The sequence below is a fragment of the Sphingomonas mangrovi genome (genome assembly GCF_047975845.1).
GTDB lineage: Bacteria > Pseudomonadota > Alphaproteobacteria > Sphingomonadales > Sphingomonadaceae > Sphingomonas.
In genome coordinates this window covers 1-24624 of record NZ_JBIUCZ010000023.1, presented here as the reverse complement: position 1 = coordinate 24624, position 24624 = coordinate 1, and the positions used below count along the sequence as shown (strand labels likewise).

Here is a 24624-nt window from a genome sequence, read left to right as displayed (position 1 = left end):
GGCGTGGTCGCCCACGGACTGTTCCATGACGCACCTATCGCATACGCTTCGGCAGGGTCGCATTCTCGGCCCGCCGGCGTTGAAGCGCCACCTGATGAAGCGGTCGTTGCCACCTCCCGCGCGACGATGGAGGGAGCCATGATGGCCACGACGTTCACCATCGACCGGGGCACCGGCATCATCCGCATCGGTACCGTCGCGGCTTTGGAAGCAGGGCAACGCAGATCGGCGATCGAACCGGGAATGACGGACTGGCTAACCGGATTCCGGGATCATGGCAACGGATATGCGTGGCTCGATCTGGGCGATCTGACCTTCGGCGGCCAACCGGCATCGCTCGCGCTCTGCTTTCACGAGGATCGCCTCGAACAAGCGTCGTGGAGCGTTCGGCTTTCAGGGGTGAAACCGGACTGGCTGGGACGTGCCGCCATCGACGCCGAGTTGGCGTTCGTCCATGCCACCTTGGGTCGGGACATGGGCATTACTGTCGGTCCAACCGACTGGGGAGAGGTTTGGAGCTGCTTCGACGCCAAGGGCGGGATGGCGAGCAACGGACTTCGGTACAGTCGCGCATGATCGCCGCGCGGCAGCTCCTGGCGATGGCGCATGCAGGCGTGCATGCTTGAGCATGAATGTACAACCCTATACGTGTCGACAATCCGACAGAGAAGTGTTCGATCTCCAGTTGAGCTGCATCGCAGATCCCATACCCTTGCATCCGAATTCATACTCGAAAGCACGAATGGAGCGCCTCGGATCGGCTCGTGCCCCTCTGCGAAGGTGCCGATGGGGTATGCAGATTCGTGCTTTCGAGTAGAAATAGCCCATGACCCAATCGCCCCCTCCCCCGCGCGCCAAGAGCGGCAAGACCAAGGCCGTGCCGCAGGGCGAGCTGTTCCTGCTCGACAGCCCGCTGCACGGCGAGATCCGCGGCGAGCGGTCGCTGATGGCATTCCCCTTCTTCGCGCTCGCCAAGAACGCGTGGATGAAGCCGCTCGCCTACAATACCGACAGCGTTTCGATCGAGGTGCGGCCCAGTGCTAGCGGTGTGGCGACGATCTATGACAAGGAGATCGTGCTCTACATCGCCAGTCTGATGGCGGCGAAGATCGAAGCGGGCGAAGACGTCGCGCAGGATTTCGTCTTCACCGCGCACGACCTGTTCAGCGTCACCGGCAGCAACCATTCGGCGCGATCCTATGCCCGGCTGTCCGAGGCGCTCGAGCGGCTGCAGGGCACCCAGATCAAGACCAACATCGAAGCCGGCGGCGAAGGCGAGGAAGGCTTCTTCTCGTGGCTGTCCGAGGCCAAGCTCCACTACTCCAAGACGCGCAGCGGCGAGCGCCGGCTGAAGGCGGTCAAGGTGCGGCTGTGCGACTGGCTGTATCGCGCGATCCTGCGCGATCGGCAGGTGCTCAACTATGCCACCGCCTATTTCCAGCTCGGGCCGATCGAGCGGCGGATCTACGAAGTCGCGCGGTCGACGTCGGACAGCGAGCGGATGGAAGTCGACCTCGCCACCTTCCGCCTCCAGATCGGCTATCAGAACCCGCTGGCGAACTTCCGCACCGCGCTCAAGCAGATCGCCGGCGCCGACGCGATCCCCGATTACCGGCTCGAGCTGGTCGAAACCGTCGGCGAGGCGGAGCCGGCGCGGCGCGGACGCAAGTCCAACCCGGTGCGCGTCGTCCTCACCCCGCGCGTGGCCGAGCTGCCGGAGCCTGCGGACGAATCAGGCGCCGAATCGGCGACGGCCGAGCCCGAGCGCGCCGAGTAATTCCTACTCGAAAGCACGAACCGGCAGCCCAATTCCTACTCGAAAGCACGAATCCGCCGGGCTTTTGATACTCGAAAGCACGAACTTTTTCGGCATTTCCTACTCGAAAGCACGAACCGCAAGCGCTTCCGATGTTGGATTTTAGCTGCGAAACTGCCGCCGCACCGGTCGTGGGGGCCGGCGCACGGATCAGGACGCGGCTGTGACCACATAAAGAAACGCCCGGCACGAAGGCCGGGCATCCCAGGATTGATGGAGCGACGTCGCCAAACGTCGACCCGAGGTCTGACTAACCTCCTCTAGATACGCCTGATCGCACGTCGGTTCAAGGATGCGCGTTTCGCGCCACGCCCTCTTTTTGTCTCGGTCCCAGCCCCATCGAGGGGATGGAAGATGACGGCGTTCACCCTGGGGGAAGCGACCGCACTCGCGCTCGGCGGGTTCGGCGCTCGCCGCAAGCCCGCGCGCTCGGGCGCGCCGCACCGCACCGGCATGCCCGTACTGCGCGACAGCGTCGAAGCGGGGAGCTTCGAGGAACAGTTCTTCGCAGTGCCGGCCAAGGGCGAGACCGACCGGCTGCTGCGCATGGCGCGCGCCGCGCTCGACGCCGGCCGCCGGCTCAAGCGCGCGGTGCGTGCCGAGGGGCGTACTTTGTCGGCCGCCGAACGCGCGATCGCCGCGATGACCGCGGGCGCGGTACGCGTCTACGAGGAGCTGCTGACGCTCGCCCGGCTCAACCGCGGCCGCGTCTATCCGAGCTACGACCATCTCGCCGCCGCCACCGCGCTCGGCCGCGCCACCGTCGCGCGCGCGCTGCACATACTCGAGGCGGCCGGTTTCCTGGTCCGCCAGCGCCGCTTCCAGCGTGTCGACGGCGAGGGCCCCGGGCCGCGCTATGCGCAGACCTCCAATGCCTACCGCCCTACCCTGCCCCAGCGGCTGCTCGGTCACCTGCCGCGCTGGTTGCGCCCGACACCACCACTACCCGACGATGTCGTCCACCACGCCGCCGTCCGTGTCGAAGAGCAGGCGGCGATGCGTGCGCAGCTGACGTGCCGCGAGCTTGCCGAGGTGACGGTCGGCGGAGCGTTGGGGAAGGTGCTTGCCAAGCTCGGCAGTCGCATCGATCAGTGCGAGTCTCAAAACCATCCGGAACCGCTACTGAATTCCTATTTAAGAATCGAAGGACGACGACCTAGCCGGTCGCCGGCATGAAGCCTGACGGTCGAAGACTGGAAAACCAAACCACAAAACCGCAAACCCGACCCAACCGGCAACCCCAGGAGCGTCGGCTACGCCGCCGCAATGCTCCCCGACGGGCGCAAGCGGAAAGGGCGCGGCATCATCTTGGCTTCTGCGCGACGCGGAACGGTTGAGGTCCTGAGCGCGCCGGGCCCGTTTCTGACAAGGCAAATGGGCTTGAGGAAGGGGCCTACCGGCCGGCCATCTTTCGTTGGGCGACGACCAATTTCGCCGTCCGAATATCTCGACTCTGCGCATACATGTTGCACTGTCGCTATGTAGACATGTATGGGAACCGACATGCCGACGATCGCCATCATCAGCCAGAAGGGCGGGGCGGGGAAGACCACCCTGTCGCTGCACCTGGCCGCCGCCGCCCAGGATGCGGGCCGCGTCTCGCTCATCATCGACACCGATCCGCAGGCGACCGCCAGCCAATGGGCGGCGTGGCGCCAGGATGCACCGCCCGAGGTGATCGACAGCCCGCCGCCGCGGCTCGCCGCCAAGGTCGCCCAGGCGCAAGGGCAGGGGGCCCAGGTGATCGTCATCGACACGCCGCCGCACGCCGACAGCGCCGCCCGCGCCGCCGTCGAGGTCGCCGACCTGGTGCTGATCCCGTGCCGGCCGAGCGCCTTCGACCTTTCGGCGATCCAGACCACCGCCAAGCTCGTCCAGCTGCTGCGCAAGCCAGCGTTCGTGGTGTTCACCGCCGGCGCTCCCAACGCTCCGCGCGTCTACCAGGAGGCCGGCGAACTCGTCGAAAGCTTTGGCACTCCGCCGTGTCCGCTCGTCCTTCCCGATCGCGCCGCCTATCGCCACGCCAGCGCCGAAGGGCGCACCGTCATGGAGTTCGAGCCCGACGGCAAGGCCGCCGACGAGGTTCGCGAAATCTACAGGTGGACATGTCGACAACTCGACATGCCGACCCCGCGCTTCAAGAGAAAGGCCGCCGCATGAGCCGCAAACCCAGCTTCGCCAACCTGCGCGGCCAAACCGCACCCGTCCCGCCGCCGCAAGCCGCGGCCACACCCCAGGCAACACCGGTCGACGCCGGGCAGGGAAGGGGGGGCACGTCACGTCCGGCGAGCCGCGAAGGCCGCAAGCAGATCGCCGGCTTCTTCAGCCCCGAGATGTCGCTGGCGATGCACATGCTCGCTCGCCGCCAGAACCGCAGCCTTCAGGCGCTGATGGCCGAGGCGTTCAACGACGTGCTGAGAAAGCACGGCGAGAGCCCGCTGGGGGATTAGGTGTTTGGTCCCACGGTTTAATGGAGGCGATCTGGCACGTCGACGGCGACCCGGCGGTCGTCACGGTTGGGATTATACAAGGGCGCGATGGGGTGCGCCGCTGGCTCGAACGCTTTCCCACCGGCTTTCGCCCGTTGGCCTTTTCGGTCGAGCGCGTGATCGGAGACGGCGGGGACGTCATCGCGCTCGGGCGGTTCCGACACCGCGTTCAACCCGCCGATGCCATCGTGGACAGCGATTACGCTATCCGGTTCACGATCCGTGACGGCCTCATCGCGCGATATCAGATATTCGAGGATTCGCTGCTGATTGCGATGGCACGGCACAGCGCAGCGCCATCGCGACAGGCGCGGATCAATGGCGTGCTCTACGGTTGGGACGACTGCGGCAGCGGACATCCCGTTCTCTTTTTGCACGGCCTGTTCCTGAACCGCCAGTTCTGGACCCCGCTGACCGACCGGGTGGGAACCGGCAAGCGGTTGGTCACCTTTGACATGCCGGGCCATGGCGTCAGTGGCTGGCGCGATGGTGTCGATCTGGACGGCATTGCCGATGATCTGGCACTGTGGATTGCAGAGAATGGAGCGACGCTGGCGACGATCGTCGGCCACAGCCAAGGAGGCATGATCGCGCTGCGGCTCGCTATCCGGCATCCGCATGTTGTTGAACGCCTTGTAGTGGTGAATAGCAGTGCGCGTGCCGAGTACCCCGAACGGGTTGGGGCATGGCGAAACCGTCGCGCGGCCTTGCTGGACGAGGGTGGGCGAGTTGGGGGCTGAGCGAAAATCAGCACCTGACGACCGCGCCGGGGTGGGTAGAGGTGCACCCTGCCGAGGCGGCCAGCGAACGCGAGGTCATGGCTTCACATGATCCGGCTTCTCTTGCCTTGGCGCTCGATGCCGCAGTTTTCGAGCGTGGCGATATTCGGTCGCTGCTCTCCCGCATCAAGGTGCCGGTCGAGGTGCTTTCCGGCGCGCTGGACGATGCGACGCCCCCCGAACTGGGGCAGGAGATTGCCATGTCAGTTGAACATGGCCGTCATGTCGTCATTGACGGTGCCGCACATCACGTCCCGACCGAACAGCCAGATGCGATTGCTGCCCTGTTTCGGAGCAAATGATGTGGTCAGGCGGAGCGGGTCTTCCGGGCAAGAAGCTTTTCGCCGTCCGGCCTGATCTCGCCTTTGGGCGTGACATGCCGGTAGAGTGTCTGGCGGGTGATGCCGAGTTCGGCGCACAGCTCCGCGACCTTCGTCTCGGGCTTGCCCATGGCCGCCTGGGCGAGGCGTAGCTTGGCCGGCGTCATCTTGTACGGGCGCCCGCCGTGCCGGCCACGCGCGCGAGCGGATGCGAGGCCAGCACGGGTACGCTCGACAATCAGCTCACGCTCGAACTCGGCGAGGCCGGCGAAGATCGCGAAGATCAGCCGGCCATTGGCGGTGGTGGTGTCGATCGACGCGCCTTCGCCCGCCAGCACCTTGAGGCCGATCTGCCGCTTCGTCAGCTCCCCCACGAGATTGACGAGATGGCGCAGGTCGCGCCCTAACCGATCCAGCTTCCACACGACCAGCGTGTCCCCGCAGCGTAGCGCCTTGAGGCACGCGTCGAGACCGGGCCGCGTGTCGCGTCGACCAGAGGCGGCATCCTCGTAGATATGGTCGGGATCGACGCCGGCCGTAATCAGCGCGTCGCGCTGGAGGTCATGGACCTGGCTACCGTCTGCCTTGGACACCCGGGCGTAACCGATTTGGGTTGTCACATATACGTCCGTTCGCGTGACGGAGCGGGATCGCTCCTCCAATAATCCTGATCCTGTCACATAATCCGTCTTCTGGTCTATGCTCCATGAACAGGTCCGCGTTCCTGTTTCGTGACGCACAGGAAGCCGATGCCGACCAAGACCATCCTGTCGCCCGCACAGCGTACCGCGATCTTCGACCCGACTGCCGACCACGCGACGATCGAACGGCTCTATACGCTCGGTCCCGACGATCTGGCGCAGGTGGCGCGACGTCGGCGCGGGGCCAACCGGATTGGCTATGCGGTGTAGCTCTGCTACCTACGCCATCCCGGGCGCGGGCTGCTGACGGGCGAGAACGTGCCCGGCGCCATGCTCGCGCTGCTCGCCGATCAGATCGGTTGCGTGGCCGAAGACTTCACCGGCTATGCCACGCGCCTAACGACATTGCGCGAACACCGAGCCGAGATCGAAGCCCTGCTCGGTCTGCGCGCCTTCGCGCGGGCGGATTTACGGGCGATGCTGGCGCTGGGATCGGAGATCGCCGCTTCGACCGATAGAGGCGAGACGATCGTCGCGGGTATGGTCGATCGGCTGCGGGCAGATCGGATCGTGCTGCCGGCGGCATCGACATTGGAACGGCTTGCGCTCATCGTGCGGACACGGGCGCGCAAGGCGGCCCATTCCAACCTGATCCGCGACTGTCCGGCCGAGCAGGAAGCCGCGCTCGAACACCTGATCGCCTCTGACGATCACGGTCGCACTCGGCTTGGCTGTTGACCTGCTCCCCGGAAATCAGGCGATTTGTAGGTTGGCTCGTCAGATGGAGACGAGCGATGCGGCGAGGCCGTTTTACCGAGGATCAGATCATAGGCGTGCTGCGTGAGCACGAGGCTGGCATGAAGACGGCGGAGCTGTGCCGGAAGCACGGGATCAGCGACGCGACGTTCTACAACTGGAAGGCGAAGTACGGCGGGATGACGGTGTCGGAGGCGGCGCGGCTGCGGACGCTTGAGGACGAGAACCGGCGGCTGAAGAAGCTGCTGGCGGAGTCGATGCTGGACGTGTCGGCGCTGAAGGATCTGCTGGGAAAAAACTGACCCGGTCTGTGGATCGCTACGCTGCGGTGGAGAAGCTGATGGCCGACCACGGCTTCTCCGAGCGTCGCGCCTGCAGGCTGATCGGGGTCAACCGGTCGGCGTGGCAATATGAGCCGCTTCGCGGAAGGGACGATGCTGTCCGCGAGCGGATGCGCGAGATCGCCAATCAGCGTCGTCGGTTCGGCTATCGCCGGCTGGCGATCCTGCTCGGGCGGGAGGGCAAGGGCATGAACCTGAAGAAGGTGTACCGTCTGTATCGCGAGGAGCGGCTGACGGTGCGCAAGCGTGGCGGCCGGAAACGTGCGTTGGGCACGCGGGCGCCAATGGCGATCCCGCAGGAACTCAATCAGCGCTGGTCGCTCGACTTCGTGTCGGATGCATTGGCCTGCGGCCGGCGGTTCCGCATGCTCAACGTCATCGACGACTACAGCCGGGAATGCCTGGCGTGCATCGTCGACACCTCGTTGTCAGGCCGGCATGTCGTCCGCGAGCTCACCGTCATCGCCGAGCGTCGCGGGCTGCCGTGCATGGTGGTCAGCGACAACGGGACCGAACTGACCAGTCACGCCGTCCTCGCCTGGTGCCAGGACACCGGCGTCGAGTGGCATTACATCGCCCCGGGCAAGCCGCAGCAGAACGGCTTTGTTGAATCGTTCAATGGTCGCTTGCGCGACGAGTGCCTGAACGAGCACCTGTTCCCCTCGCTGGCTGCGGCGAGACGGATCATCGAGGCATGGCGGACGGACTACAACACCGTGCGTCCGCACAGCATGCCTCGGCGGCATGGCACCCGCCGAGTTCACCAACCGCCCCCGCCAAGGGCATGAGCACACCGAAGCTAACTTATCAGCGGCCTGAAAACGGGGAGCAGGTCACTGGATACGCGAATGGCCGGCCTGCCCAGCTGCCGCTTCCAAGCATACAGCGAGTGCTGGCCGACTCCGACCCGCTGCGAAACCTCGGCTACCGGATATCCGCGATCGGTGGTCTGGGCCACCGCTTCACGCTTGAACTCATCGCTGAAATTGGCCTTCCCCATCATCGCCTCCTGTCCTCAAAATTAGGATCGAAGGTGCCCAGAAATCTAGGGGCTACTCAAAGTGACCGGCGACAAGGAGCCGAAGCGCAAGTCCAAGACCTACCCGATCGGTTACTTCCATATCGACATTGCCGAGGTCCAGACCGCCGAGGGCAAACTCCGCCTGTTCGTCGCGATCGACCGGAGGAGCAAGTTCGCGTTTGTCGAGTTGCACGAGCAAGCCGGCAAGATGATCGCCGCGCAGTTCCTACGCAACCTGGTCGAGGCCGTCCCCTACACCATCCACACCGTGCTGACGGACAACGGCATACAGTTCACCAATCGCGCCTGCGACAAATATGCCTTCCACCACATCTTCGACCGCGTCTGCGACGAGAACGCCATCGACAACCGCCTGACCAAGGTGAACATCCGTGGACCAACGGGCGGGTCGAGCGGATGAACCGGACGATTAAAGAAGCCACTGTCAAGCGCTACCATTACGACAGCCACAACCAGCTGCGGCAGCACCTCGGCGATTTTGTCGTCGCCTATAACTTCGGCCGCAGGCTCAAGACCCTCAAAGGGCTCACCCCCTACGAGGCCATCTGCAAGGCATGGCAAAACGAGCCGGCGCGGTTCACGTTAAATCCGCACCATAAAAGTCCGGGATCAAACACCTAAGCTTCGTTTCCCCGATCAGCGTTTATCCAGAACACGCAAATCCCGTCCTTCATATCATTATTCGGGAGGTGGCAACGGCGCCTGAACGATCGTGGAGCGCCGCGTTCCGTCGTCGGCACGCGTTCGCAGCGACGCGGCGGGATCAACTGCGACCGCGTAGCGTTCGATTCTGGTGTTCAGGCGGTTGTTGATGCGGCTCTCGATCCGCGAATTCTGCCGTTGCACCACACCGCTACTGACCTCGGGTACGGCTTGCCGATCAAGCCGGCTGCCATAGGCCCGCTGGGTATCGCGCGTATTGGTCGCTTGCTGGGCAACCGCCGGCATTGAACTTGCCAAAGTCATGGCAATCGCCGGGACAAGAACGAATGGCTTCATCTGATAATGGATAGGCCGCATCTTGAAGTCGTGTCCAGCCACAGTGCCACCTTATCGCGCAGGTGCCAATCGGACCCGGTCGAACTGACCAGAAACCCCGGAAATCTGATCGGTGGGGCTGGCCAGAAGCGCCAGTACCTGCACCGGGCATCCTGCCGGCACCGTGAACGTGCCAGAGAACTGGCCGTTGGCCAGACTGGAGTTCGGCACCGGGACGCGACCAATTTCACTGCCGCCCCGACAGGTCAATGTCCAATAGGGTCGCATAGCATCGGGCTGATCGATCCCGATGCTATGCCCATCCAGGCGATATTGCCCTGCTGGCAGCATCTGTATCTGATGCAACAACAATCCCGCCGCTCCCGCTACCGTTGCGAAATCGAAGACGCCGCCATCGCCATGGCGTTGGAATGATGCCGCAAGATTGGGATCTGTGGTCGCCGTCCAGTCGAACGGTGTCGGTGTTGTCAGATTCGCGGTAAAACCCGGATCACGCAATCGTCTGGGATCCACCTCGCGGCGGATCGATGCGTAATAGCGCCATGCGCTTGCGGCATCGTCAGCAAGGAAACCCTTGACCACGGCGGCGTCTGCCTCAGTGGAAATCGGCACATCGACGCGCCGCAGATCGGCATAAAGCGCGCCCGTGGCCCGGACATCGGAACCGTGATCGACAAGATAGTCGATAAAGGCTTTCGACCAGACCGGCTTGCGCGCCATGGTTGCGACAAGGTTCGCTCGGATCCGTGGATCGCTGATCGCTCCGGCAAGTACCGGGAACATGACATCGGCGGCCGCCCGCGTCGTACGAAGCGCGATGTCGTAATGACGCAGCGCACCGGGAATATCACCACGTGCGACCGCGTCTTCAACCGCCCATAGCTGGGTTGCGAAGTCGCGCCGTGACAGCAGCTGCGAATAAGCGAATTCACGTCGCGCCGCTGCGACATCGCCACGCAACTGGGCCTGAAGGCCCAGTACCGCGACCGCTTTCACCGCCGTGGGATCATGCCGAAGCGCTTCCAGGGATAACCGGGCCGCACTGGACCCCGCGTCACCCGTCGGCATCGCCTTGAACTGCTTTTCCGCCAGTTCCGCTGCGAGCTGTCCCTTAGCGGGCGCCATTGCATAACCGAGCGCCGGATTGCGTCGTGCGACGGTTTCCGCAAAGCTCTGGGCGACGGTTACATATCCGGTCGTCGCCACCAGCAGCGCCAGGGCGCCGCGGGCCATCCACTCCTTGGCGGATCGCCGGGGCAAGATGGGCTCGCGCCGCGCCATATCGTCAGGATGCCTTTGTCCGTCCGCTGTCGTCGCGACCATAGCCATAGCCATATTCATAGCCGTAGCCGTACGACGCCTTCTTCGTCTCGAACTTGGTCAGAACCGCGCCGAAAATGCGTGCATGCGCGCCGCGCAGGCGAGCGAGTGCGGTCTTCACTACGGTCGACCGGATATGGTGCGATTCCACCGCATAGACGACACCCTCGACACGGCTTGCGATTAGCGGTGCGTCAGCTAATCCCATGATCGGCGGAGAGTCGATCACCACATGATCGAAGGTCTGAAGCAGCCGTTCGATCAGGATCGTCAAACGATTTCCGGTCAGCAGTTCGGCGGCGTTGGGCGGCAATGGGCCCGCAGTCATGATCGAGAAGCCCAGATCCTCCATCTTGAAGATCATCGGCTCCAGCGCCTCCTGGCCGGCCAGGAAGTTGGACAGCCCGATCTCGTGATCGATGCCAGCCAGCGCATGGACCGATGGCGACCGCATATCGCCGTCGATCAGAATCACCGACTTGTGCGCGCGTGCCAGCATCGTCGTCAGCGCCAGCGCAGTCGTCGACTTGCCTTCCGCCGGACGCGTCGACGTCACCGCTAGCGATCGTGGCACGCCATGCTCGGTCGCAAAGGCAAGGCTGGTATGGATCGCCAGATAGGCTTCGACCAGTTCCGACTTCCGATCGAGCAGCGCATCGCGCGGCGCAAGTCCCTCGACCTTCGGAACGGTGCCGAGCAACGGCAATCCAAGCCGCTGTTCGACTTCTTCGGGATCCGCGATCGCATCGTCGAGCTGCTCGAGAATAAAGGCCAGGAGCGAGCCGAGACCCAAGCCGGCAAAGATAGCCAATGCCAGATTGAGCATGATCCGCGGGCTCGAAGGCGCTTCGGGCACGTCGGCATTGTCGACGATGGCGATGTTGTTGACGCCGACGCCGCCAGCTACGCCGATCTCCTTGAAGCGTTGCAGTAGGGCATCGTAGAGGGCGCGGTTGGTATCCACTTCCTGCTGATAAATATTGTATTGGATGCTGCGCGTCCGCAGATCGAGATAGCTCGACTTCAGCCGTTCGACACGCGCCCGCAGTTGTTCTTCGCGAGCCTGTGCAGCGCGATAATCCGCTTCCGACGATCCGGAAACGCGGGTCTCTTCTCGCGTGATGCTCCGATCGAGCTGGTCCAACTGCGCCTGAATGGCACGCGCCGGCGGATATTCGGGTTCGAACTGCACCATCATCCGCTGGTAATCGGCAGCAAGTTCGGCACGCCGCTGGCGCAGTGCGTTGATCGCCGGGTTACGCAACGCGTCGCTGGACGCTCCCCCCCGGCCTCGTTCGCGATAGCTCGCCTCGGCCTGCACGCGGTCGGCGATTGCCTGAGACAGCGCGGTGTTCAATGCCTGCAGTTCGTCGGCGACGATTGATCGCTCCGACGTCGCACCAGATCCGCTCGACTGTCCGGGCAGGTTGATGATCCGCTGGGCCGTGGCATAGCCGACCAGCTGGCGCTGGGATTCGTCGAGACGCACCTTGGCCTGCGCGATCTGACGCTGCAGCAGTTCGCGCCCATAGGAGGTCGCCTGAACCTTGCGCTCCAGATTGATTTTGATGAAATTCTCAGCATATGCGTTCGCGATCCGCGCCGACAAGCCGGGATTGGGGCTGGTGAAACGGATATCGACCAACCGTGAAAGCTGTGCCGGATCGATGCGCAGATGCGCGCGCAACAGCTCGCCAGCGACCCGAAGACGGGTCAGTCGACCTTTGGCGTTGTATCGGCCCGAAACCTGCTCGAAAGCTTGGCTGTCGCTATCGGTCCCGAACATTTCGAAGAAATTGGCATTGTCCGCAAGCCGCAGCTGAGCCGCGACGCGCTCGGACAGCGAGCGCGATTTTAAAAGGCCATATTGCGTCTGGTAAAATTCCTGATCGGCGATGCTCGTTTCAGGATTGACGTTCTGGAAATTGGTAACGCGGTCGGATTCCCGTGAAATCTCGATCGTCGTCGATGCCGTGTATTGCGGGGTCAGCAACAGCGTGACGATAAGGCCAAGAAAGCCGCAAACGACCGTCGCGCCGAGAATAACGTAACGCCAGCGCAGTGCGATCCGCAGATAGTAGCGCGCCAGCGGAATCCCTTCGCCTTCCGAGATGGCCGCAGCGTCGGGCTGGGGGAACGCCATCGGCGAAGCGTCGGTCTTGATGTTTGTGGGGGTCACGTTCACGGGACGAACCTTAATTCAAGATCGTGATCAGCGGCGCGGCAAGCAGCGGCGAGAGCGCAACGAGATCACGGAATAGGCGACGTTGCGGCGAGTCACCGACGACGATCAGGTCGTTGGCGTAAACCGGCGGATCGGTATAGAGGCCCTGCTCGATCGCATTGATGTTATACAGGCCGGCCATACGACGACCATTCACGGTCCGTAGGATGACCACATCTTCCTGTCGCGCGAACTCGCTGAGGCCCTTGGCGGACGCGATCGCACGGATCAACGTCATCTGGTTGGTCACCGGATACAGCCCCGGCTCCTGAACCTGACCGTTGATCGTTACGACCTGGCTGACCGAACTTTTGATGTTCACGACGACCTGCGGATCCCGGACATAACGACGACGCAGCCCGTCCTCGATCGTGCGCGCAAGCTCTTCCGCAGTCTTGGCGCCGGCATAGATCGTGCCCGCCAGGGGCATCGCGATGCGCCCGCTTGCATCGACCTGTATCTCGCGACTGGATTCCGGAATGTTGATGACCTCGACTTCGATCGTGTCGAGCGGTCCGATCAACGCCGGGCGATCGGCCGCAATCAGGTCCGCTCTGGTTGGCTCGGGCAGCGCCGATGTATCGGGAACAACAGTCAAAGTCTCGGTCGAGCGCAGAGGCGCACGCTGCGCGCATCCGCTTGTCGCGAGCGCAACACACAGGGCAATACAAATCTCGCGGGCGCGCATAGTGATCCTGGGCTGTAAAACATGGGCGCTATAGATGCTGCCCTTCGCGCGGTAAAGCAGCCTATGCCGCCTCGGAACGGCTCTTTAGCGCCACTGCATAGGCACTCTTGCCCAGCCAGACAGCAGCCAGTGCGGTCATCGCCATGATCATCGGCGTCCGCGCAGGATAGTCGAAGAGGCTGGCGATCAAGATCAACAGCAACGAAGAGGATCCCAATCGACCGGGGTTCGATACCGACGACGGCCGGGCGCGCCAAACGCGTAGGCTGGCGGCCACCCACCAACCGAGCGCCGCCAGAAGCAGCGCGATCGCAGGAATGCCGCCATCAAGCACCACTTCCACGAAATCATTGTGCGCGTGGTTGAAATAGGTCGGCTTCAGAAGCGAGAACGGTTCATGCAGACGGAACAGCGCGTCGAAGCTGCCCATGCCCGAACCGATCGGCAGATAGGTGCCGATCATCTGCATGACGACCGGAAAGGCCCGCGTACGCATATCCTCGCTCGAGGTCATCGCGATAACGCGATTGACGGACGCCGCACGATCAGACGCGATACTGAGCCAGACCAACACTGCGATGAACGCAACCACGCCCACACCCACCCCCATGACGCCCCACCTTGGCATCCATCGAAGCGCGTGCCGTATCTCGCGACGGATCAGGGCCACCCCGATTACCGATCCCAGGAAACCGGTCAGGATTCCCGCGCGCGAGCCGCTGGCCAGAATAACCAGGAAGAAGAATAGCATCACGCCCGCGGCAAACGGCATTCGCCATGAAGCCTGATCGCCGTTCTGTACGGCCCATACCGGCGCGACGAGACAGCCCAGCGCCAGGAACAGGGCGAAATGGTTACGATTGGCAAACAGGCCGCTTACCGCCCCCGATGTAAAATTGACGAGCGGATTGCCAACAGGGTTGCCGGACACCTGAAGAAGCGCCACCAGTGCCGAGACGCCTGCGATTATTAGAATGACCGCAAGTATCCGTTCCCATTCGCTTCGCGCCACCCCCGCCGCGACGATGACGATGGCAGAGGGTACGATCAGGGAACCCGCCGCATTCAGGGCCGCCGCCGGCTCGATCGCCATCGGTCGCCAGGGCTGCGCGCCCGTCACGGCGGCGCTGAAGACGCCACGACCGGGAAGCGCCTGCCAAAGCTCTGGCGGTAGCGGCACGAGTTGCAGCAAGGGCAACGCCACGATCCCCGCTAGCAGATAGAATAATGCGCGCGGCGTATCTTCCTGCGTCCGCTGCGCAAAGACAATTGTCGCGATGATCGCCAGCGCCGATATCGCCCGGACCACTGACTGGCCCAGCACGTCAGGGCGTGACGCTCCCCCGGCAAGGCACAGCACGACCAACAAGGTCGACAAAAGGCCAAACGAAAGGCTAGGGCGTGCGCGGCGAACGGAACGATGGCGCGTCGACATGCCTGCCTCCTAGGCGTGGCAATGCGAAATCGCAATCGCGCTGGCCGAAACGTCCATGCACAGGTATGCCCAGTGCGCGCGGAGATACGCCTTCATCATGTGTGCGGTTGATGATAGAACTTCCATCCTTCGTCAAGATAAACAGTTATTATTTTTGACGGCGTAAGACGATGAAACCTTTCATGTATCAAGATGCGCTGCGCAAAAGGCGCATTAGCGGGCGTTCGCTCGCATTCCTGCTTCGCTTTCAAGTTTTGTTGCTGATCGCCATCATCGTGTTCCTGTCGATGTTTTTGCCGATTGTATTTCCGTCGATGCGCGATAGCCCGACGACATTGCTTTATAGTGCCGCAAGCTGCTCGATCGCATCGTCTATTGGGATATATATTCTTCGCGGGATAAGGAATTATCCCGGCGTAGAGGAATCTTTCTACGCCGTGCCGGCCTTCTGCGTCGCCTATGGCATCTTGCTCGTAATGCTTATCCTGTTCCGGATACCTTACAGCCGGCTGCTCCTGACGAGCGCGTTTGCAGCGAGCATCCTGGTTTCATTCGTCATTCATACTCTGCTTCGTCGCCGGATATTGCTTCGCATCGGCGTCGTAAAGGAAGGAGAATATGCCCGTCTTATCGAAACGCCGGGCGTCGAATGGCGACTGCTCGATACGCCCGACGCCCCACTCGAAGGTCTGAATTCGGTCAGCGTCGATCTTTGGAGCGATCTGTCCGACGAATGGGAACGAAAGCTGGCATCGCTCGCCCTGCAGGGGATCCCGGTCTATCATTCGAAGCATCTACGCGAGTCATTGACCGGAAGGGTCGAAATTGAACGGATTTCGGAAAACAACTTCGGCACGCTCAGCCCGCTTTATGCCTATATGACGGCGAAACATGCGTTCGACTGGATAGCGGCGCTCGTCGCGCTCGTCGCGTTGCTGCCGCTGTTGATCGTCGTCGGCATAGTCATACGACTGGATTCATCGGGACCGGTGATCTTCAGACAGACCCGGATCGGCTATCGGGGAAGGCCGTTCAAGGTCTACAAGCTGCGCACCATGACGGTCGCGCGGCATGTCGATCAGTCGGCGGTGCGCGACGCTGCAATGACCAAGGACAACGATCAGCGGATTACCGGCATCGGCCGGTTCTTGCGTCATAGCCGCGTCGATGAATTACCCCAATTGATCAACGTATTGCGCGGGGAAATGAGCTGGATCGGGCCGCGTCCCGAGGCAGAGATCCTGTCGCGCTGGTACGAAAGTGAAATCCCGTTCTACCATTACCGGCACATCGTGCGTCCCGGCATCACGGGTTGGGCGCAGGTCCATCAGGGGCATGTTGCCGACGTCGCGCAGGTCCGCGAAAAGCTCAATTTCGATTTCTATTATATCAAGAACTTTTCTCTCTGGATCGATTTCATCGTCGTGATGCGCACGATCAGAACCATGCTGACCGGCTTCGGCTCACGCTAGCCGCGACTGTCTACCGGCAGGGATTGAGCAGGAAGTAGCGCGCCGCGCTCACCAGGTGATAGCGCATGTGGCGAAGGCTGCGATGGCTGGCACGCGATGCGTCGTGAACGACGGCGGTGGTCCCGACCCACAGGGTGCGCAGTCCGCGACGACGCAGAAACCTCGAGATTTCGACATCCTCGAGGTACATGAAAAAGCGTTCGTCGAACCCGCCGATCGCTCGATAGACAGGCGCCGGAAACAGCAGGAACATACCCGCCAGCCAGTCGACCGGCAGAACACCGGCAGGCGGCGAATAATCCGACCCCGCCGCTTCGGGCTGACGTCGCCGCAACCGGCGACGCGCCAGTCCGGCGATCGTCGGAAAGCGGCGGGCACTGTCCTCCAGCTTTCCACCGGGCGCCAGTACCACTGGCCCGCAGACCCCGGCATCCGGTAGTTCGAGGGCTGCCAGCAGGTCCGCCACACGGAAATCGGCCAACCGAATGTCGGGATTTACGACGGCGAAGAATGCGCCGCGCGCTGCCCGGAACGCAGCATTGTGATTGGCGCCGAACCCCTTTGGCCGGGCGTTGCGAAGCACTTTGAGGGGAAATGGCGGCGACGACGGCAACCATGCTTCGTCTTCCGGGATATTGATCGTCACGATGACTTCGAACGGCGATCCCCCATGCCAGTCCGATTTGGCAAGATCGTCGAGCAGGCTGGCGATCAGCCGTCCCTGGCTATGGCTGACCACCGACAGCGAGATCGTCGGGCCGTCCGTCGACGACGCGGACACTGGATGGGGCGGGAGCGGGTTCATGGAGAGGTCAACCAAAGAGCACGAACAGGAGCTTGCGGGGGAGATCGATTTCCAGGCGGTGCGTCCGCACGAACCGCATTCTGCGGACGCGCGAATGTTCGGTACGCAGGAAATCCCGCACGATGAGCTGCTGATCGTCGGACATTCGGTTTTCAGCCGCCCTGAGGAACTGACCAGCATGGTCGAAGCGTGTGGGCCCCGATTTGCGCCGCATCAAACTTCGCCCTTTCTCGACGATCTTGCCCACCCCCATCCGAATGCCGACATGGTTGGCAGCGTGCTGACGATATTGAATCCCCGAAACCGGATCGTAGACGATACGCGCGCCCAGCGTCGCGATGCTTGCCAGCCACCAGTCATGCATCAGCACCGCCGCATCGTCCTGCGGGAAAACGAGACGCTGGAGGAATGTCCGGTTCATCACGCATGTGCATCCGGTCACGAAATTGACGAACAGCGTCGCCGTGAACGACCGGTCGCCGGGATGCGTATATTTTCCCAGTGACGCGAGGTTGTCGTCGACCAGGTCGAGACTGGAGGCATAGAGCGCGGGTTGTTCGCTTCCCACCATCGCTATCGCACGGGCCAGCTTATCGACACGCCAGACGTCGTCCTGATCGCAAAGCGCCACGAATTCGGCGTCCCGCGCCTGCGCCATTCGCAGTAATGAGAAGAAGCTTCCCCGCGCACCAAGATTTTCGCCCTCGACAAGCTCGATCCGAGGGTCGCCCAGATTTCGGATATCGTCGATCGTGCCGTCGGATGATCCGTCGTCGCGAACGAGGATGTGGATGCCGCCATCCACGTCCTGTGCCAGCAGTGAATCGATCTGGGCTGTCAGGTAGCGGGTGCCGTTCCAGGTGGATAGCAGGATCAGCACCTTGCCCCGGCCGGCATTGGCATTCGGCATCATGGTTGTGGCCTTCCCGGCAGCAGCGCAGTCCGGCGGTGATCGCCCTGTGCGCCCAGTGCGATGACAAAGGCCATAATCGTCATGCCGACCAAGTTAATGAGGTAGGGATTGGTCGAGGTCATGAGGAAGATCGCAGCCGCCAAGCTCAGAATGCTCGTCCAGTTCTGCGTTCGCTTCATCAGGTAGGATGTCCACATCACAAGGGTTGAGACCACCACACCACTGCCGACGATCCCCAGCTTGGCAAGCAGCGCCACATAGGTCAGTTCATAACTATAAGGCGCATCTACCGATCGGATCAAAATCGCATTGGCGCCAAGTCCGGCGCCGAACATCGGATATTGCCAGAAAAGCTGCATCAGCGAGAAATATTGCAGATAGCGCACAGACGTAGCGCCAAGTTCGCTGCCCACCTCGAACACACGAAGCCGCTGCATGCTTCCCATATAGGCAAAGGCAACGCCGGTCACCACAACCAGCAGCGGCACCGCCAAGGCAGGTCGCCGGCGCAGCAAAGATATGCCAACGATCAGTGCCCACACGCCAAGGAAAGCGCGCGTCCCGGTTGCAAAAATGGCGAGCGCATAAAATGCCGACCACCCAAGGTCTGTATCTTCCCAATTATAATAGCATAGAATCAATGGGAACATGATAAAATTGATCAGCATGACGCGGAACGATCCGTCGCCTAGGGGGCCTATATAAACGCCAAGTTCGGTATCGTTCATAGAAATATAGAATTTACGCATTGCCATGCCGACACCGACATTTCCAAACACGTTCGACGCGAACCATACGATTATGACTATAACTGCCATTACGAATATGCATCGTCTGGCTATCTTGAGATAGAATTCCGCGCCGTTGTAACGGAGCAGATGATAGAATGGCAGGATCAGGAAAATCGCGGCAATCGGCTGTACTTCGGCCAGCGTCATCTTTAGCTGGACGCCCGTGGTCTGTGGGACGATCCCACCCCATATGACGAGAAACAGCCCGATGCCCAGAAACAGCAATACCTGCCACGTCATCTTCATCCGCTGTCCGATCGTCGGGACGATCGAGATGACGACGAGGGACGCGATCAGGACATGACGAACAGGTATGCCATAGATCCGCACGCCAAGCGGGCCCAGGAATACGATGTCGACGATCAACGCAATCGCCACGAACGACATTAATCGAATCATGCATGGTCCCTTTGGGGCCGACGACAGCCTGGAGATTGCAAGGTCCGTAAGGCGTCTTTGCCAACGCGGAAAGGCCGCACCGACACGCGGTCGAATTCAGGTGGTCGGCAAGGGATCTCGCATGAAGCTCGTCGGCTCGGTGACCCCCAGCACGTCGAGTGCCCAGCCACGCAGGCTGTAACGCTCGATGATCGCCGGATCGACCAGAGCCATGGGAGCACCCAGAAATGCCGGATCGAGTTGCGGCACCACCGGGTCGATAATGGCAATGTTCTCCGGCTGATAGAAGTCGTAACGCCGGATATCCACCCCCGTCGTGATAAGCTTGCGCCCAGCCCCGATCGCCTCGATCGCACGCATTGTCAGCCCCGTCTGTTGCGGATGCGGCAGGTCGAGTATCCCGCGCGATGCCAGACTGGTTGCCACATAGCGATCGAAAGGCTGCGCGCGTGAATGCACGCCTTGCCCACGTCGCTTTAGCCTCAGCTTCGTCGCGGTCCAGCCACCGGTCGACAGGTAGAAGTCACTGGTCAATCTGAGCGTGTCCGCCTGCGCACGCACCTGCTCGACCTGACGCAGCCGATCGTGATGAAGCCATCCGACAAAGGAAATGTCGATCGTTGTCGCCGAGGCGGGCACGGCAAGCTCGGGCCGAAAAAACAACGGACGTAGAACGAAATCTGGATTGGCGGCTGCGTCGGCATGGTCGAACGTCAACACGCGATCGAACAATGCCTGACGTCGCAACAATTCGGGAAAACGTGCCATCGAATCCCAGTGATAGGCGGTCAGCCGAACGCCCGGATTGTCCGCCCGCAACCCCCGCAGGAACGCCTCGTCCAATCGTGTGCCCTTGATGACGACGACATGGTCCAGCTTTCCGATCGTCCGCGCGCGTTCGCGCATGGCGTGCAGGTGCCGTGACGTCGCGGCGCCGTCATCCGACTTCACACGCCGGCGAAGCGGCGCCAGCCACCCGCGCAATTCAGGCGGTTGCTCGTTCTCGACCCTGACCTCGGCACCCAGTGCCCGGAATTCGGCCGCGATCGCCGCCTCGTAATCATAGAAGCCGATTCCGATCAGAAGGATGCGCTGCCCGGCAACGGGCATCATCGATAGAGGCCCCTCGCCTTCAGCTCGTCGATCGACCGGGCGAACCGGTCTTCCGCCAATTCCTCACCCTGTACCCAGCCGATGAACCGGGCGATGCCAGTCGCGAAATCGACCGTCGGCGTAAAATCGAGCACTTCACGCGCACGGGTCATATCGGCGAAATTGTCGCGAATGTCGCCCAAGCGAAAATTGCCCGTGACCTCGATCGCACCGGGTGCATCGAGTAGTTCCTTGATCGTGTGCGCAACGGTCGACACATCGGTGCGCACGCCGCTGCCGACGTTGATCGCAAGCCCCGCCGCCGCCGGGCTTTCCAACGCACGCATCGTCGCCGCCACGACATCGTCGACATAAACGAAGTCACGGCTTTCACGCCCGTCCTCGAACACGGTCAGCCCGCCGCCGTTGCGCAACTGCGTCGAGAAGATCGACAGGATACCCGTATACGGATTTTTCAACGACTGGCCCGGACCGTAGACGTTCTGATACCGCAGCGCGACCGCATGCAGCCCCAGGCTCTCTCCCACGGTGAGGACCAGTTGTTCCTGTACCTGTTTGGTGATCCCATAAACCGAGGTAGGGTGGATGCGGCTATTCTCGTCGGTGGGCACGCATTCGGTCGCGACGCCGCAGATCGGGCACTTGGCGGCAAAGTCGCCTGCCGCCATATCGGCTTCTGCGCGGGCGAGCGGATAGACGACACCATGTTCCGCGCACTGATGCTTGCCCTCACCATAGATCGCGCGCGACGACGCAATAACGATCCGCTCGACCGAATGCGGCGTGTTGGTCAGCAGATCGAGCAACTCGGCGGTGCCGCCCACATTGACCTCGCTATAGCGCGCGATCTCATACATCGACTGGCCGGTTCCGGTTTCGGCGGCAAGGTGAACGACCGCCGTCTGCCCCTCAAGCGCCGCGGCGAGATCGTCACGCGACCGCACGTCGCCCCGCAGTACCCGCACTTCGGGTGGCAGAAGGCCCCGGCCGGGATTTTCCCCGTGAATCTGCGGCGAAAAGTTGTCGAGCACAGTAACCTGGTGGCCCTGCGCTACGAGCGCGATGGCCAAGCGCGATCCGATGAAGCCGGCACCGCCGGTGATGAGGGTGTTATTTGTTGCCATCGAGAAATTTGCCCTTCGCATCTGTCTTTCGCCACTCGGCGGCCTCAGGATCGAAGCGCCGGATGATTCGTGCCGGAGCGCCAGCGATCACGCATCGGTCAGGAAACTTGCCGCGTACGACTGAATTGGCGCCGATTACGCAATTATCACCCATGACCGTCCCCGCCAAAATACGAGCACCTGCCCCCACAACGCAAAAACGACCAATTCTAGTTGTTTGAACTACTATAGGTTGATCATTCAAGTTAATATCAATAGCGTGGTAGGAATGGTCGATGTCTGTTATCAGCGCTCCAGCCAGGATTGCACTGTCTGAGCCAATAACCAACTCACCTGCGAATGTGATATGGCACCCCTGTTGTATATTGACATTATCGCCGATAGTGATGGCGGGCAGGTAGAAACGGTTCGCGAACTGTGAAACTCCCTCAATACGGCAGCCTGGCCAAATCAGGACGCGGTTTCCAAGCTCGACGAACTCGGGGGTCCAGAACAACGGATTTTGAACGATCGTCGCCTGCCCGAGCCGCCGCAGTCGCCGCGCATGAAACACCGCAGTTATGAAACGATCGCGCTTGAGCGTCAGCCATTGGCGACGGCGCGATGGCGACATGGCGAGCAGCCGTCGCAGGACACGGGTGGCTCTCATCGCGCCAGTCCACGCAGCCAGGGCATCGGGTATAATCGCTGGCTGATCCCGAACGTCAGAACCATCACGACGAACGCGGTAACCGCAAACGCCAGCGCCGCGCCCACCGAACCATAAATTCCGATCAGGCCATAGGCGAGACTCATGTTCAGGATTAGGTTGCAGACGGTCACGCACGCCAGGATATGTGTTTTTTTGAGGTAGAACAGGTAATTGACGACGGTCAGATAGATACCGTTGAAGAACAAGCCCAAGCTGAGCCAGAATGCAGCGCCTATAGATCCATGATAGCGCTGGTCTACTAAAAGATTATAACCAATCGGCGTGGCCAGCGTGAACAGCAGCCAGAAGGCCAGCAGCCCCAGCCAGACAAGATAGGTATAACGCACAATACGCTGACGAGCGGCAGGCGTATCATCGGCAAGTGACCTGAATAGAAACGGCACCCAGGCGCGGTTGAACGCGGTCAGCACCGTCAGCATGATTGTCGTCCATTGCACCGCCACGGCATAGGTGCCCACCGCCGCTTGGCCGACCAGCGTCACGATCAATAGCCTGTCGCCTAGGCGTAGCGCATTATTGGCAAGGTCATGCGCTACGCCGCCGGCGCCAAATCGCAACGCATCGCGAAAGACATCGTCCATGAAGTGGCGCCTCAAGAAGCCGCGGCGCACGAACCAGATGAGTGCGATTGCGGTCAACGTGGTGCTGGCTACGATTGCGGCAACGATCCGCCCTTCCCATCCCCATCCCAGCCACAGCACGAACGCGATCGTCATAACGAAGTTGATCGCCGCCCCCGATATTTCGATCGCGGCAAAACCGATGGCACGGTCGCGCATTGCCAGGATCGTCTGCGCCATCAGGGGCAGGAACAGCAGCAGCGACATCACCGGAATGATCGCGACCCAAGCTGGCGGGATGTCCAGCCATGCCGACATCGGCCCGCGTGCAAGCAAAAACACGGCCAGCAGAACCGCCACATTAACGATCGGCAGTATCAAGACCGACGAAAGTGTCGATGGGAATAGCTCGGCCGGCACCTTGAAATACTGGACGCCAATATAGGCGGTCGTCGCCCAGTTCACGAGCGGCCCGATCAGCGCAACGACTGTCGTGACCGTCACCATCACGCCATATTCGCCAGGTGCCAAGGCGTGGGTCAGGAAAGGCATGAGTACCAGCGGCAGTGCTCCTGCGGCAATGCTAGACGCCAAATAAATGACGAAATTGCGCCCCAGCTTCACGGTCGGCCCAGTAATTCGGTTTCGATCAGCGCTCGAACCCGAACCGGATCGAAGCGTTCGAAGAATAGCGGCCCCGGCCCTCCGTCCGCCGGTACGGCCAGCGCATTTGCCATTGCATCAGGACTTTCAGCCACCGTAACTTCGCTTCGATCGAAAATGTCGGCGTGCAAGTGATAATTTTGGCGCGGCACGATGACAATCCGACGGCCCGTCTGGAGCGCCTCATAGACGACAGTGCTCTGGATCGCCACCAGATGGGTTACGTCGTCCATCATCGCGGCGGCGGGAATGTTGGCCGATCCGACCGCGACATTGGGAAGATCGGCCAACTCGGCTCGGATACTTGACTCGTCAGGCCATTGTCCCGGATGCAGCTTATAGACGATCCGCCGTGCAGGTAGCTGTCGCGCGAAGTCGCGGGTCAGCGCGATCAGTTCGCCGTGATAGACGCCCGCAGTGATGACCATGATCACGCCCAACCCCTGCGGCGGAAACTTCATGCCTGCAGCGAAATGATCCGTGCCGACAACGACATGCCGCCCGGCAGGATAGTAGGTTCCTTCGCTCCAGAAATTTGAGAAAGTTAGAAACAAGCTCGGTAAACCCGACTGTCGGCTGTAATCGACGCCCGTCGGATAGGAATATCCCGGATGGCCAAACCCGATCAGCCCATGTTGCGCTTCCGCCGTCGGTATCCCACGCACATTGGCGGCGGTGAACAGCGACCGGGCGACGCCGTTCTGAACCATGAGGATCGCACGCGGTCGCGCGGCGGCGAAGAGCCTATGGTAGCCCGCCAGTTGCGAGGTGTATTCGGCACGTACCTGTGCCGTCAGGTCGAACAGGGGCTGGCGATGCCGCTCGTCAATCGCGAACGTTTCCAGCAAGGCGTCGAGAACCTGTACGATTCGTGCTGCCAGATTTGCCGGCGGAAGATGCCCGACATCGGGCAGGTGGTAGCGCCGCGGAACCGTATCGATCACGAGCGGCGCATCGGGTAGAAGATCGATGATCGGATCGAGAACCACATCGTGTCGCCGTTTGTCGGCGGCGACGGATCGCGCGGCCCGTACGACCATGAGGTCGCGGTGCCGCAACCTTGCATCGGCGAACAGAGCCAGACGTTCCAGCCCCCGTCGGGCTCGACCGATCGCGCGTGATCGGCCACCCGGCCGCAATGCCTGCGAATAGGTCGCTCCCGTCAGGCAATCGTAAAGACAATAGCAGACTTCGAAGCGGATGCTGTCCCACCACAGATCGC

At 61.8% G+C, this 24624-nt stretch carries 22 protein-coding genes and 4 pseudogenes; 11 read left to right on the top strand and 15 right to left on the bottom strand.

The window, feature by feature from the left end; all coding sequences use genetic code 11:
- Positions 1-138: 138 nt before the first annotated feature.
- From ACBY01_RS11790 to ACBY01_RS11760, 7 genes are all read left to right on the top strand, one after another.
- Positions 139-576, top strand: coding sequence for a hypothetical protein (locus tag ACBY01_RS11790; RefSeq protein ID WP_416461053.1), 438 nt, complete (start codon positions 139-141; stop codon positions 574-576).
- A gap of 250 nt (positions 577-826) precedes the next feature.
- A complete protein-coding gene (locus ACBY01_RS11785; protein ID WP_416461052.1) occupies positions 827-1777 on the top strand; it encodes a replication initiator protein A in 951 nt (316 codons plus the stop codon).
- A 393-nt stretch (positions 1778-2170) separates the two neighbouring features.
- A complete protein-coding gene (locus ACBY01_RS11780; RefSeq protein WP_416461051.1) occupies positions 2171-2992 on the top strand; it encodes a helix-turn-helix domain-containing protein in 822 nt (273 codons plus the stop codon).
- A gap of 327 nt (positions 2993-3319) precedes the next feature.
- The gene (gene parA / locus ACBY01_RS11775; RefSeq protein WP_416461093.1) at positions 3320-3976 is read left to right on the top strand and encodes a ParA family partition ATPase; all 657 of its coding nucleotides are present in this window, start codon (positions 3320-3322) and stop codon (positions 3974-3976) included.
- Positions 3973-4266: a ribbon-helix-helix domain-containing protein gene (locus tag ACBY01_RS11770; RefSeq protein ID WP_416461050.1), complete on the top strand. Its 294-nt coding sequence runs from the start codon at positions 3973-3975 to the stop codon at positions 4264-4266. Before parA ends, ACBY01_RS11770 begins: the two co-directional genes overlap by 4 nt.
- A 20-nt stretch (positions 4267-4286) precedes the next feature.
- Positions 4287-5045 (top strand): alpha/beta fold hydrolase, encoded by a 759-nt coding sequence (locus ACBY01_RS11765; protein WP_416461048.1) that lies wholly within the window; start codon positions 4287-4289, stop codon positions 5043-5045.
- On the top strand, positions 4991-5386 hold the full coding sequence (locus ACBY01_RS11760) for an alpha/beta hydrolase (protein WP_416461095.1): 396 nt from the start codon (positions 4991-4993) through the stop codon (positions 5384-5386). Before ACBY01_RS11765 ends, ACBY01_RS11760 begins: the two co-directional genes overlap by 55 nt.
- Before the next feature lie 5 nt (positions 5387-5391).
- Here ACBY01_RS11760 and ACBY01_RS11755 read toward each other — a convergent pair whose 3' ends face one another.
- A complete protein-coding gene (locus ACBY01_RS11755) occupies positions 5392-6024 on the bottom strand; it encodes a recombinase family protein (RefSeq protein WP_416461047.1) in 633 nt (210 codons plus the stop codon).
- 129 nt (positions 6025-6153) lie between these two features.
- Here ACBY01_RS11755 and ACBY01_RS11750 point away from each other — a divergent pair.
- Together ACBY01_RS11750 and ACBY01_RS11745 are read left to right on the top strand one after the other, a co-directional pair.
- A pseudogene (locus ACBY01_RS11750) lies at positions 6154-6777 on the top strand (DUF4158 domain-containing protein); the annotation flags it as partial.
- A gap of 62 nt (positions 6778-6839) precedes the next feature.
- A pseudogene (locus ACBY01_RS11745) lies at positions 6840-7961 on the top strand (IS3 family transposase).
- Between the two features lie 28 nt (positions 7962-7989).
- Here ACBY01_RS11745 and ACBY01_RS11740 read toward each other — a convergent pair.
- A pseudogene (locus tag ACBY01_RS11740) lies at positions 7990-8145 on the bottom strand (transposase); the annotation flags it as partial.
- Positions 8146-8194: 49 nt separating this feature from the next.
- Here ACBY01_RS11740 and ACBY01_RS11735 point away from each other — a divergent pair.
- Positions 8195-8805: pseudogene (locus ACBY01_RS11735) on the top strand (integrase core domain-containing protein); the annotation flags it as partial.
- 57 nt (positions 8806-8862) lie between these two features.
- Here the strand turns inward: ACBY01_RS11735 and ACBY01_RS11730 are convergent.
- The 5 genes from ACBY01_RS11730 to ACBY01_RS11710 all read right to left on the bottom strand — a co-directional run bounded on the left by ACBY01_RS11730 (position 8863) and on the right by ACBY01_RS11710 (position 14850).
- On the bottom strand, positions 8863-9183 hold the full coding sequence (locus tag ACBY01_RS11730) for a hypothetical protein (RefSeq protein ID WP_416461046.1): 321 nt from the start codon (positions 9181-9183) through the stop codon (positions 8863-8865).
- A 51-nt stretch (positions 9184-9234) separates the two neighbouring features.
- Positions 9235-10416 (bottom strand): hypothetical protein, encoded by a 1182-nt coding sequence (locus tag ACBY01_RS11725; RefSeq protein ID WP_416461045.1) that lies wholly within the window; start codon positions 10414-10416, stop codon positions 9235-9237.
- 52 nt (positions 10417-10468) lie between these two features.
- Positions 10469-12688: a GumC family protein gene (locus ACBY01_RS11720; RefSeq protein WP_416461044.1), complete on the bottom strand. Its 2220-nt coding sequence runs from the start codon at positions 12686-12688 to the stop codon at positions 10469-10471.
- A 10-nt stretch (positions 12689-12698) separates the two neighbouring features.
- Positions 12699-13415 carry a polysaccharide biosynthesis/export family protein gene (locus ACBY01_RS11715; RefSeq protein WP_416461043.1) on the bottom strand — a complete coding sequence of 239 codons (717 nt, stop codon included), beginning with the start codon at positions 13413-13415 and terminating at the stop codon, positions 12699-12701.
- A 61-nt stretch (positions 13416-13476) separates the two neighbouring features.
- Positions 13477-14850, bottom strand: coding sequence for an O-antigen ligase family protein (locus ACBY01_RS11710; RefSeq protein ID WP_416461042.1), 1374 nt, complete (start codon positions 14848-14850; stop codon positions 13477-13479).
- A 170-nt stretch (positions 14851-15020) separates the two neighbouring features.
- Here ACBY01_RS11710 and ACBY01_RS11705 point away from each other — a divergent pair, with 170 nt between their 5' ends.
- On the top strand, positions 15021-16322 hold the full coding sequence (locus tag ACBY01_RS11705; RefSeq protein ID WP_416461041.1) for a sugar transferase: 1302 nt from the start codon (positions 15021-15023) through the stop codon (positions 16320-16322).
- A gap of 10 nt (positions 16323-16332) precedes the next feature.
- On the opposite strand, the gene ACBY01_RS11700 is transcribed toward ACBY01_RS11705, so the two are convergent.
- The 8 genes from ACBY01_RS11700 to ACBY01_RS11665 form a co-directional block, all read right to left on the bottom strand.
- The gene (locus ACBY01_RS11700; RefSeq protein WP_416461040.1) at positions 16333-17127 is read right to left on the bottom strand and encodes a glycosyltransferase; all 795 of its coding nucleotides are present in this window, start codon (positions 17125-17127) and stop codon (positions 16333-16335) included.
- A gap of 7 nt (positions 17128-17134) precedes the next feature.
- Positions 17135-18040 carry a glycosyltransferase family 2 protein gene (locus tag ACBY01_RS11695; protein WP_416461039.1) on the bottom strand — a complete coding sequence of 302 codons (906 nt, stop codon included), beginning with the start codon at positions 18038-18040 and terminating at the stop codon, positions 17135-17137.
- A complete protein-coding gene (locus tag ACBY01_RS11690) occupies positions 18037-19218 on the bottom strand; it encodes a hypothetical protein (RefSeq protein WP_416461038.1) in 1182 nt (393 codons plus the stop codon). Before ACBY01_RS11690 ends, ACBY01_RS11695 begins: the two co-directional genes overlap by 4 nt.
- Before the next feature lie 108 nt (positions 19219-19326).
- On the bottom strand, positions 19327-20343 hold the full coding sequence (locus ACBY01_RS11685) for a WaaS/CpsH family glycosyltransferase (RefSeq protein WP_416461037.1): 1017 nt from the start codon (positions 20341-20343) through the stop codon (positions 19327-19329).
- Complete coding sequence (locus ACBY01_RS11680; RefSeq protein ID WP_416461035.1) at positions 20340-21467, bottom strand: NAD-dependent epimerase/dehydratase family protein; 1128 nt, start codon at positions 21465-21467, stop codon at positions 20340-20342. The genes ACBY01_RS11685 and ACBY01_RS11680 overlap by 4 nt, the downstream gene beginning before the upstream one ends.
- Positions 21454-22116, bottom strand: coding sequence for an acyltransferase (locus tag ACBY01_RS11675; protein WP_416461033.1), 663 nt, complete (start codon positions 22114-22116; stop codon positions 21454-21456). The genes ACBY01_RS11680 and ACBY01_RS11675 overlap by 14 nt, the downstream gene beginning before the upstream one ends.
- Positions 22113-23363 (bottom strand): lipopolysaccharide biosynthesis protein, encoded by a 1251-nt coding sequence (locus ACBY01_RS11670; protein ID WP_416461032.1) that lies wholly within the window; start codon positions 23361-23363, stop codon positions 22113-22115. The genes ACBY01_RS11675 and ACBY01_RS11670 overlap by 4 nt, the downstream gene beginning before the upstream one ends.
- The coding region (locus ACBY01_RS11665) for a hypothetical protein (protein ID WP_416461031.1) at positions 23360-24624 on the bottom strand (1265 nt) is incomplete at its 5' end. The genes ACBY01_RS11670 and ACBY01_RS11665, both read right to left, overlap by 4 nt.

What these genes read in the sequence shown, in the direction of transcription:
- ACBY01_RS11790 (WP_416461053.1), top strand. Translation starts at nt 139, where the DNA reads ATGATGGCCACGACGTTCACCATCGACCGGGGCACCGGCATCATCCGC.
- ACBY01_RS11785 (WP_416461052.1), top strand. Translation starts at nt 827, where the DNA reads ATGACCCAATCGCCCCCTCCCCCGCGCGCCAAGAGCGGCAAGACCAAG.
- ACBY01_RS11780 (WP_416461051.1), top strand. Translation starts at nt 2,171, where the DNA reads ATGACGGCGTTCACCCTGGGGGAAGCGACCGCACTCGCGCTCGGCGGG.
- parA (WP_416461093.1), top strand. Translation starts at nt 3,320, where the DNA reads ATGCCGACGATCGCCATCATCAGCCAGAAGGGCGGGGCGGGGAAGACC.
- ACBY01_RS11770 (WP_416461050.1), top strand. Translation starts at nt 3,973, where the DNA reads ATGAGCCGCAAACCCAGCTTCGCCAACCTGCGCGGCCAAACCGCACCC.
- ACBY01_RS11765 (WP_416461048.1), top strand. Translation starts at nt 4,287, where the DNA reads ATGGAGGCGATCTGGCACGTCGACGGCGACCCGGCGGTCGTCACGGTT.
- ACBY01_RS11760 (WP_416461095.1), top strand. Translation starts at nt 4,991, where the DNA reads ATGGCGAAACCGTCGCGCGGCCTTGCTGGACGAGGGTGGGCGAGTTGG.
- ACBY01_RS11730 (WP_416461046.1), bottom strand. Translation starts at nt 9,183, where the DNA reads ATGAAGCCATTCGTTCTTGTCCCGGCGATTGCCATGACTTTGGCAAGT.
- ACBY01_RS11725 (WP_416461045.1), bottom strand. Translation starts at nt 10,416, where the DNA reads ATGGCCCGCGGCGCCCTGGCGCTGCTGGTGGCGACGACCGGATATGTA.
- ACBY01_RS11715 (WP_416461043.1), bottom strand. Translation starts at nt 13,415, where the DNA reads ATGCGCGCCCGCGAGATTTGTATTGCCCTGTGTGTTGCGCTCGCGACA.
- ACBY01_RS11710 (WP_416461042.1), bottom strand. Translation starts at nt 14,850, where the DNA reads ATGTCGACGCGCCATCGTTCCGTTCGCCGCGCACGCCCTAGCCTTTCG.
- ACBY01_RS11705 (WP_416461041.1), top strand. Translation starts at nt 15,021, where the DNA reads ATGAAACCTTTCATGTATCAAGATGCGCTGCGCAAAAGGCGCATTAGC.
- ACBY01_RS11700 (WP_416461040.1), bottom strand. Translation starts at nt 17,127, where the DNA reads ATGAACCCGCTCCCGCCCCATCCAGTGTCCGCGTCGTCGACGGACGGC.
- ACBY01_RS11695 (WP_416461039.1), bottom strand. Translation starts at nt 18,040, where the DNA reads ATGATGCCGAATGCCAATGCCGGCCGGGGCAAGGTGCTGATCCTGCTA.
- ACBY01_RS11690 (WP_416461038.1), bottom strand. Translation starts at nt 19,218, where the DNA reads ATGTCGTTCGTGGCGATTGCGTTGATCGTCGACATCGTATTCCTGGGC.
- ACBY01_RS11685 (WP_416461037.1), bottom strand. Translation starts at nt 20,343, where the DNA reads ATGATGCCCGTTGCCGGGCAGCGCATCCTTCTGATCGGAATCGGCTTC.
- ACBY01_RS11680 (WP_416461035.1), bottom strand. Translation starts at nt 21,467, where the DNA reads ATGGCAACAAATAACACCCTCATCACCGGCGGTGCCGGCTTCATCGGA.
- ACBY01_RS11675 (WP_416461033.1), bottom strand. Translation starts at nt 22,116, where the DNA reads ATGAGAGCCACCCGTGTCCTGCGACGGCTGCTCGCCATGTCGCCATCG.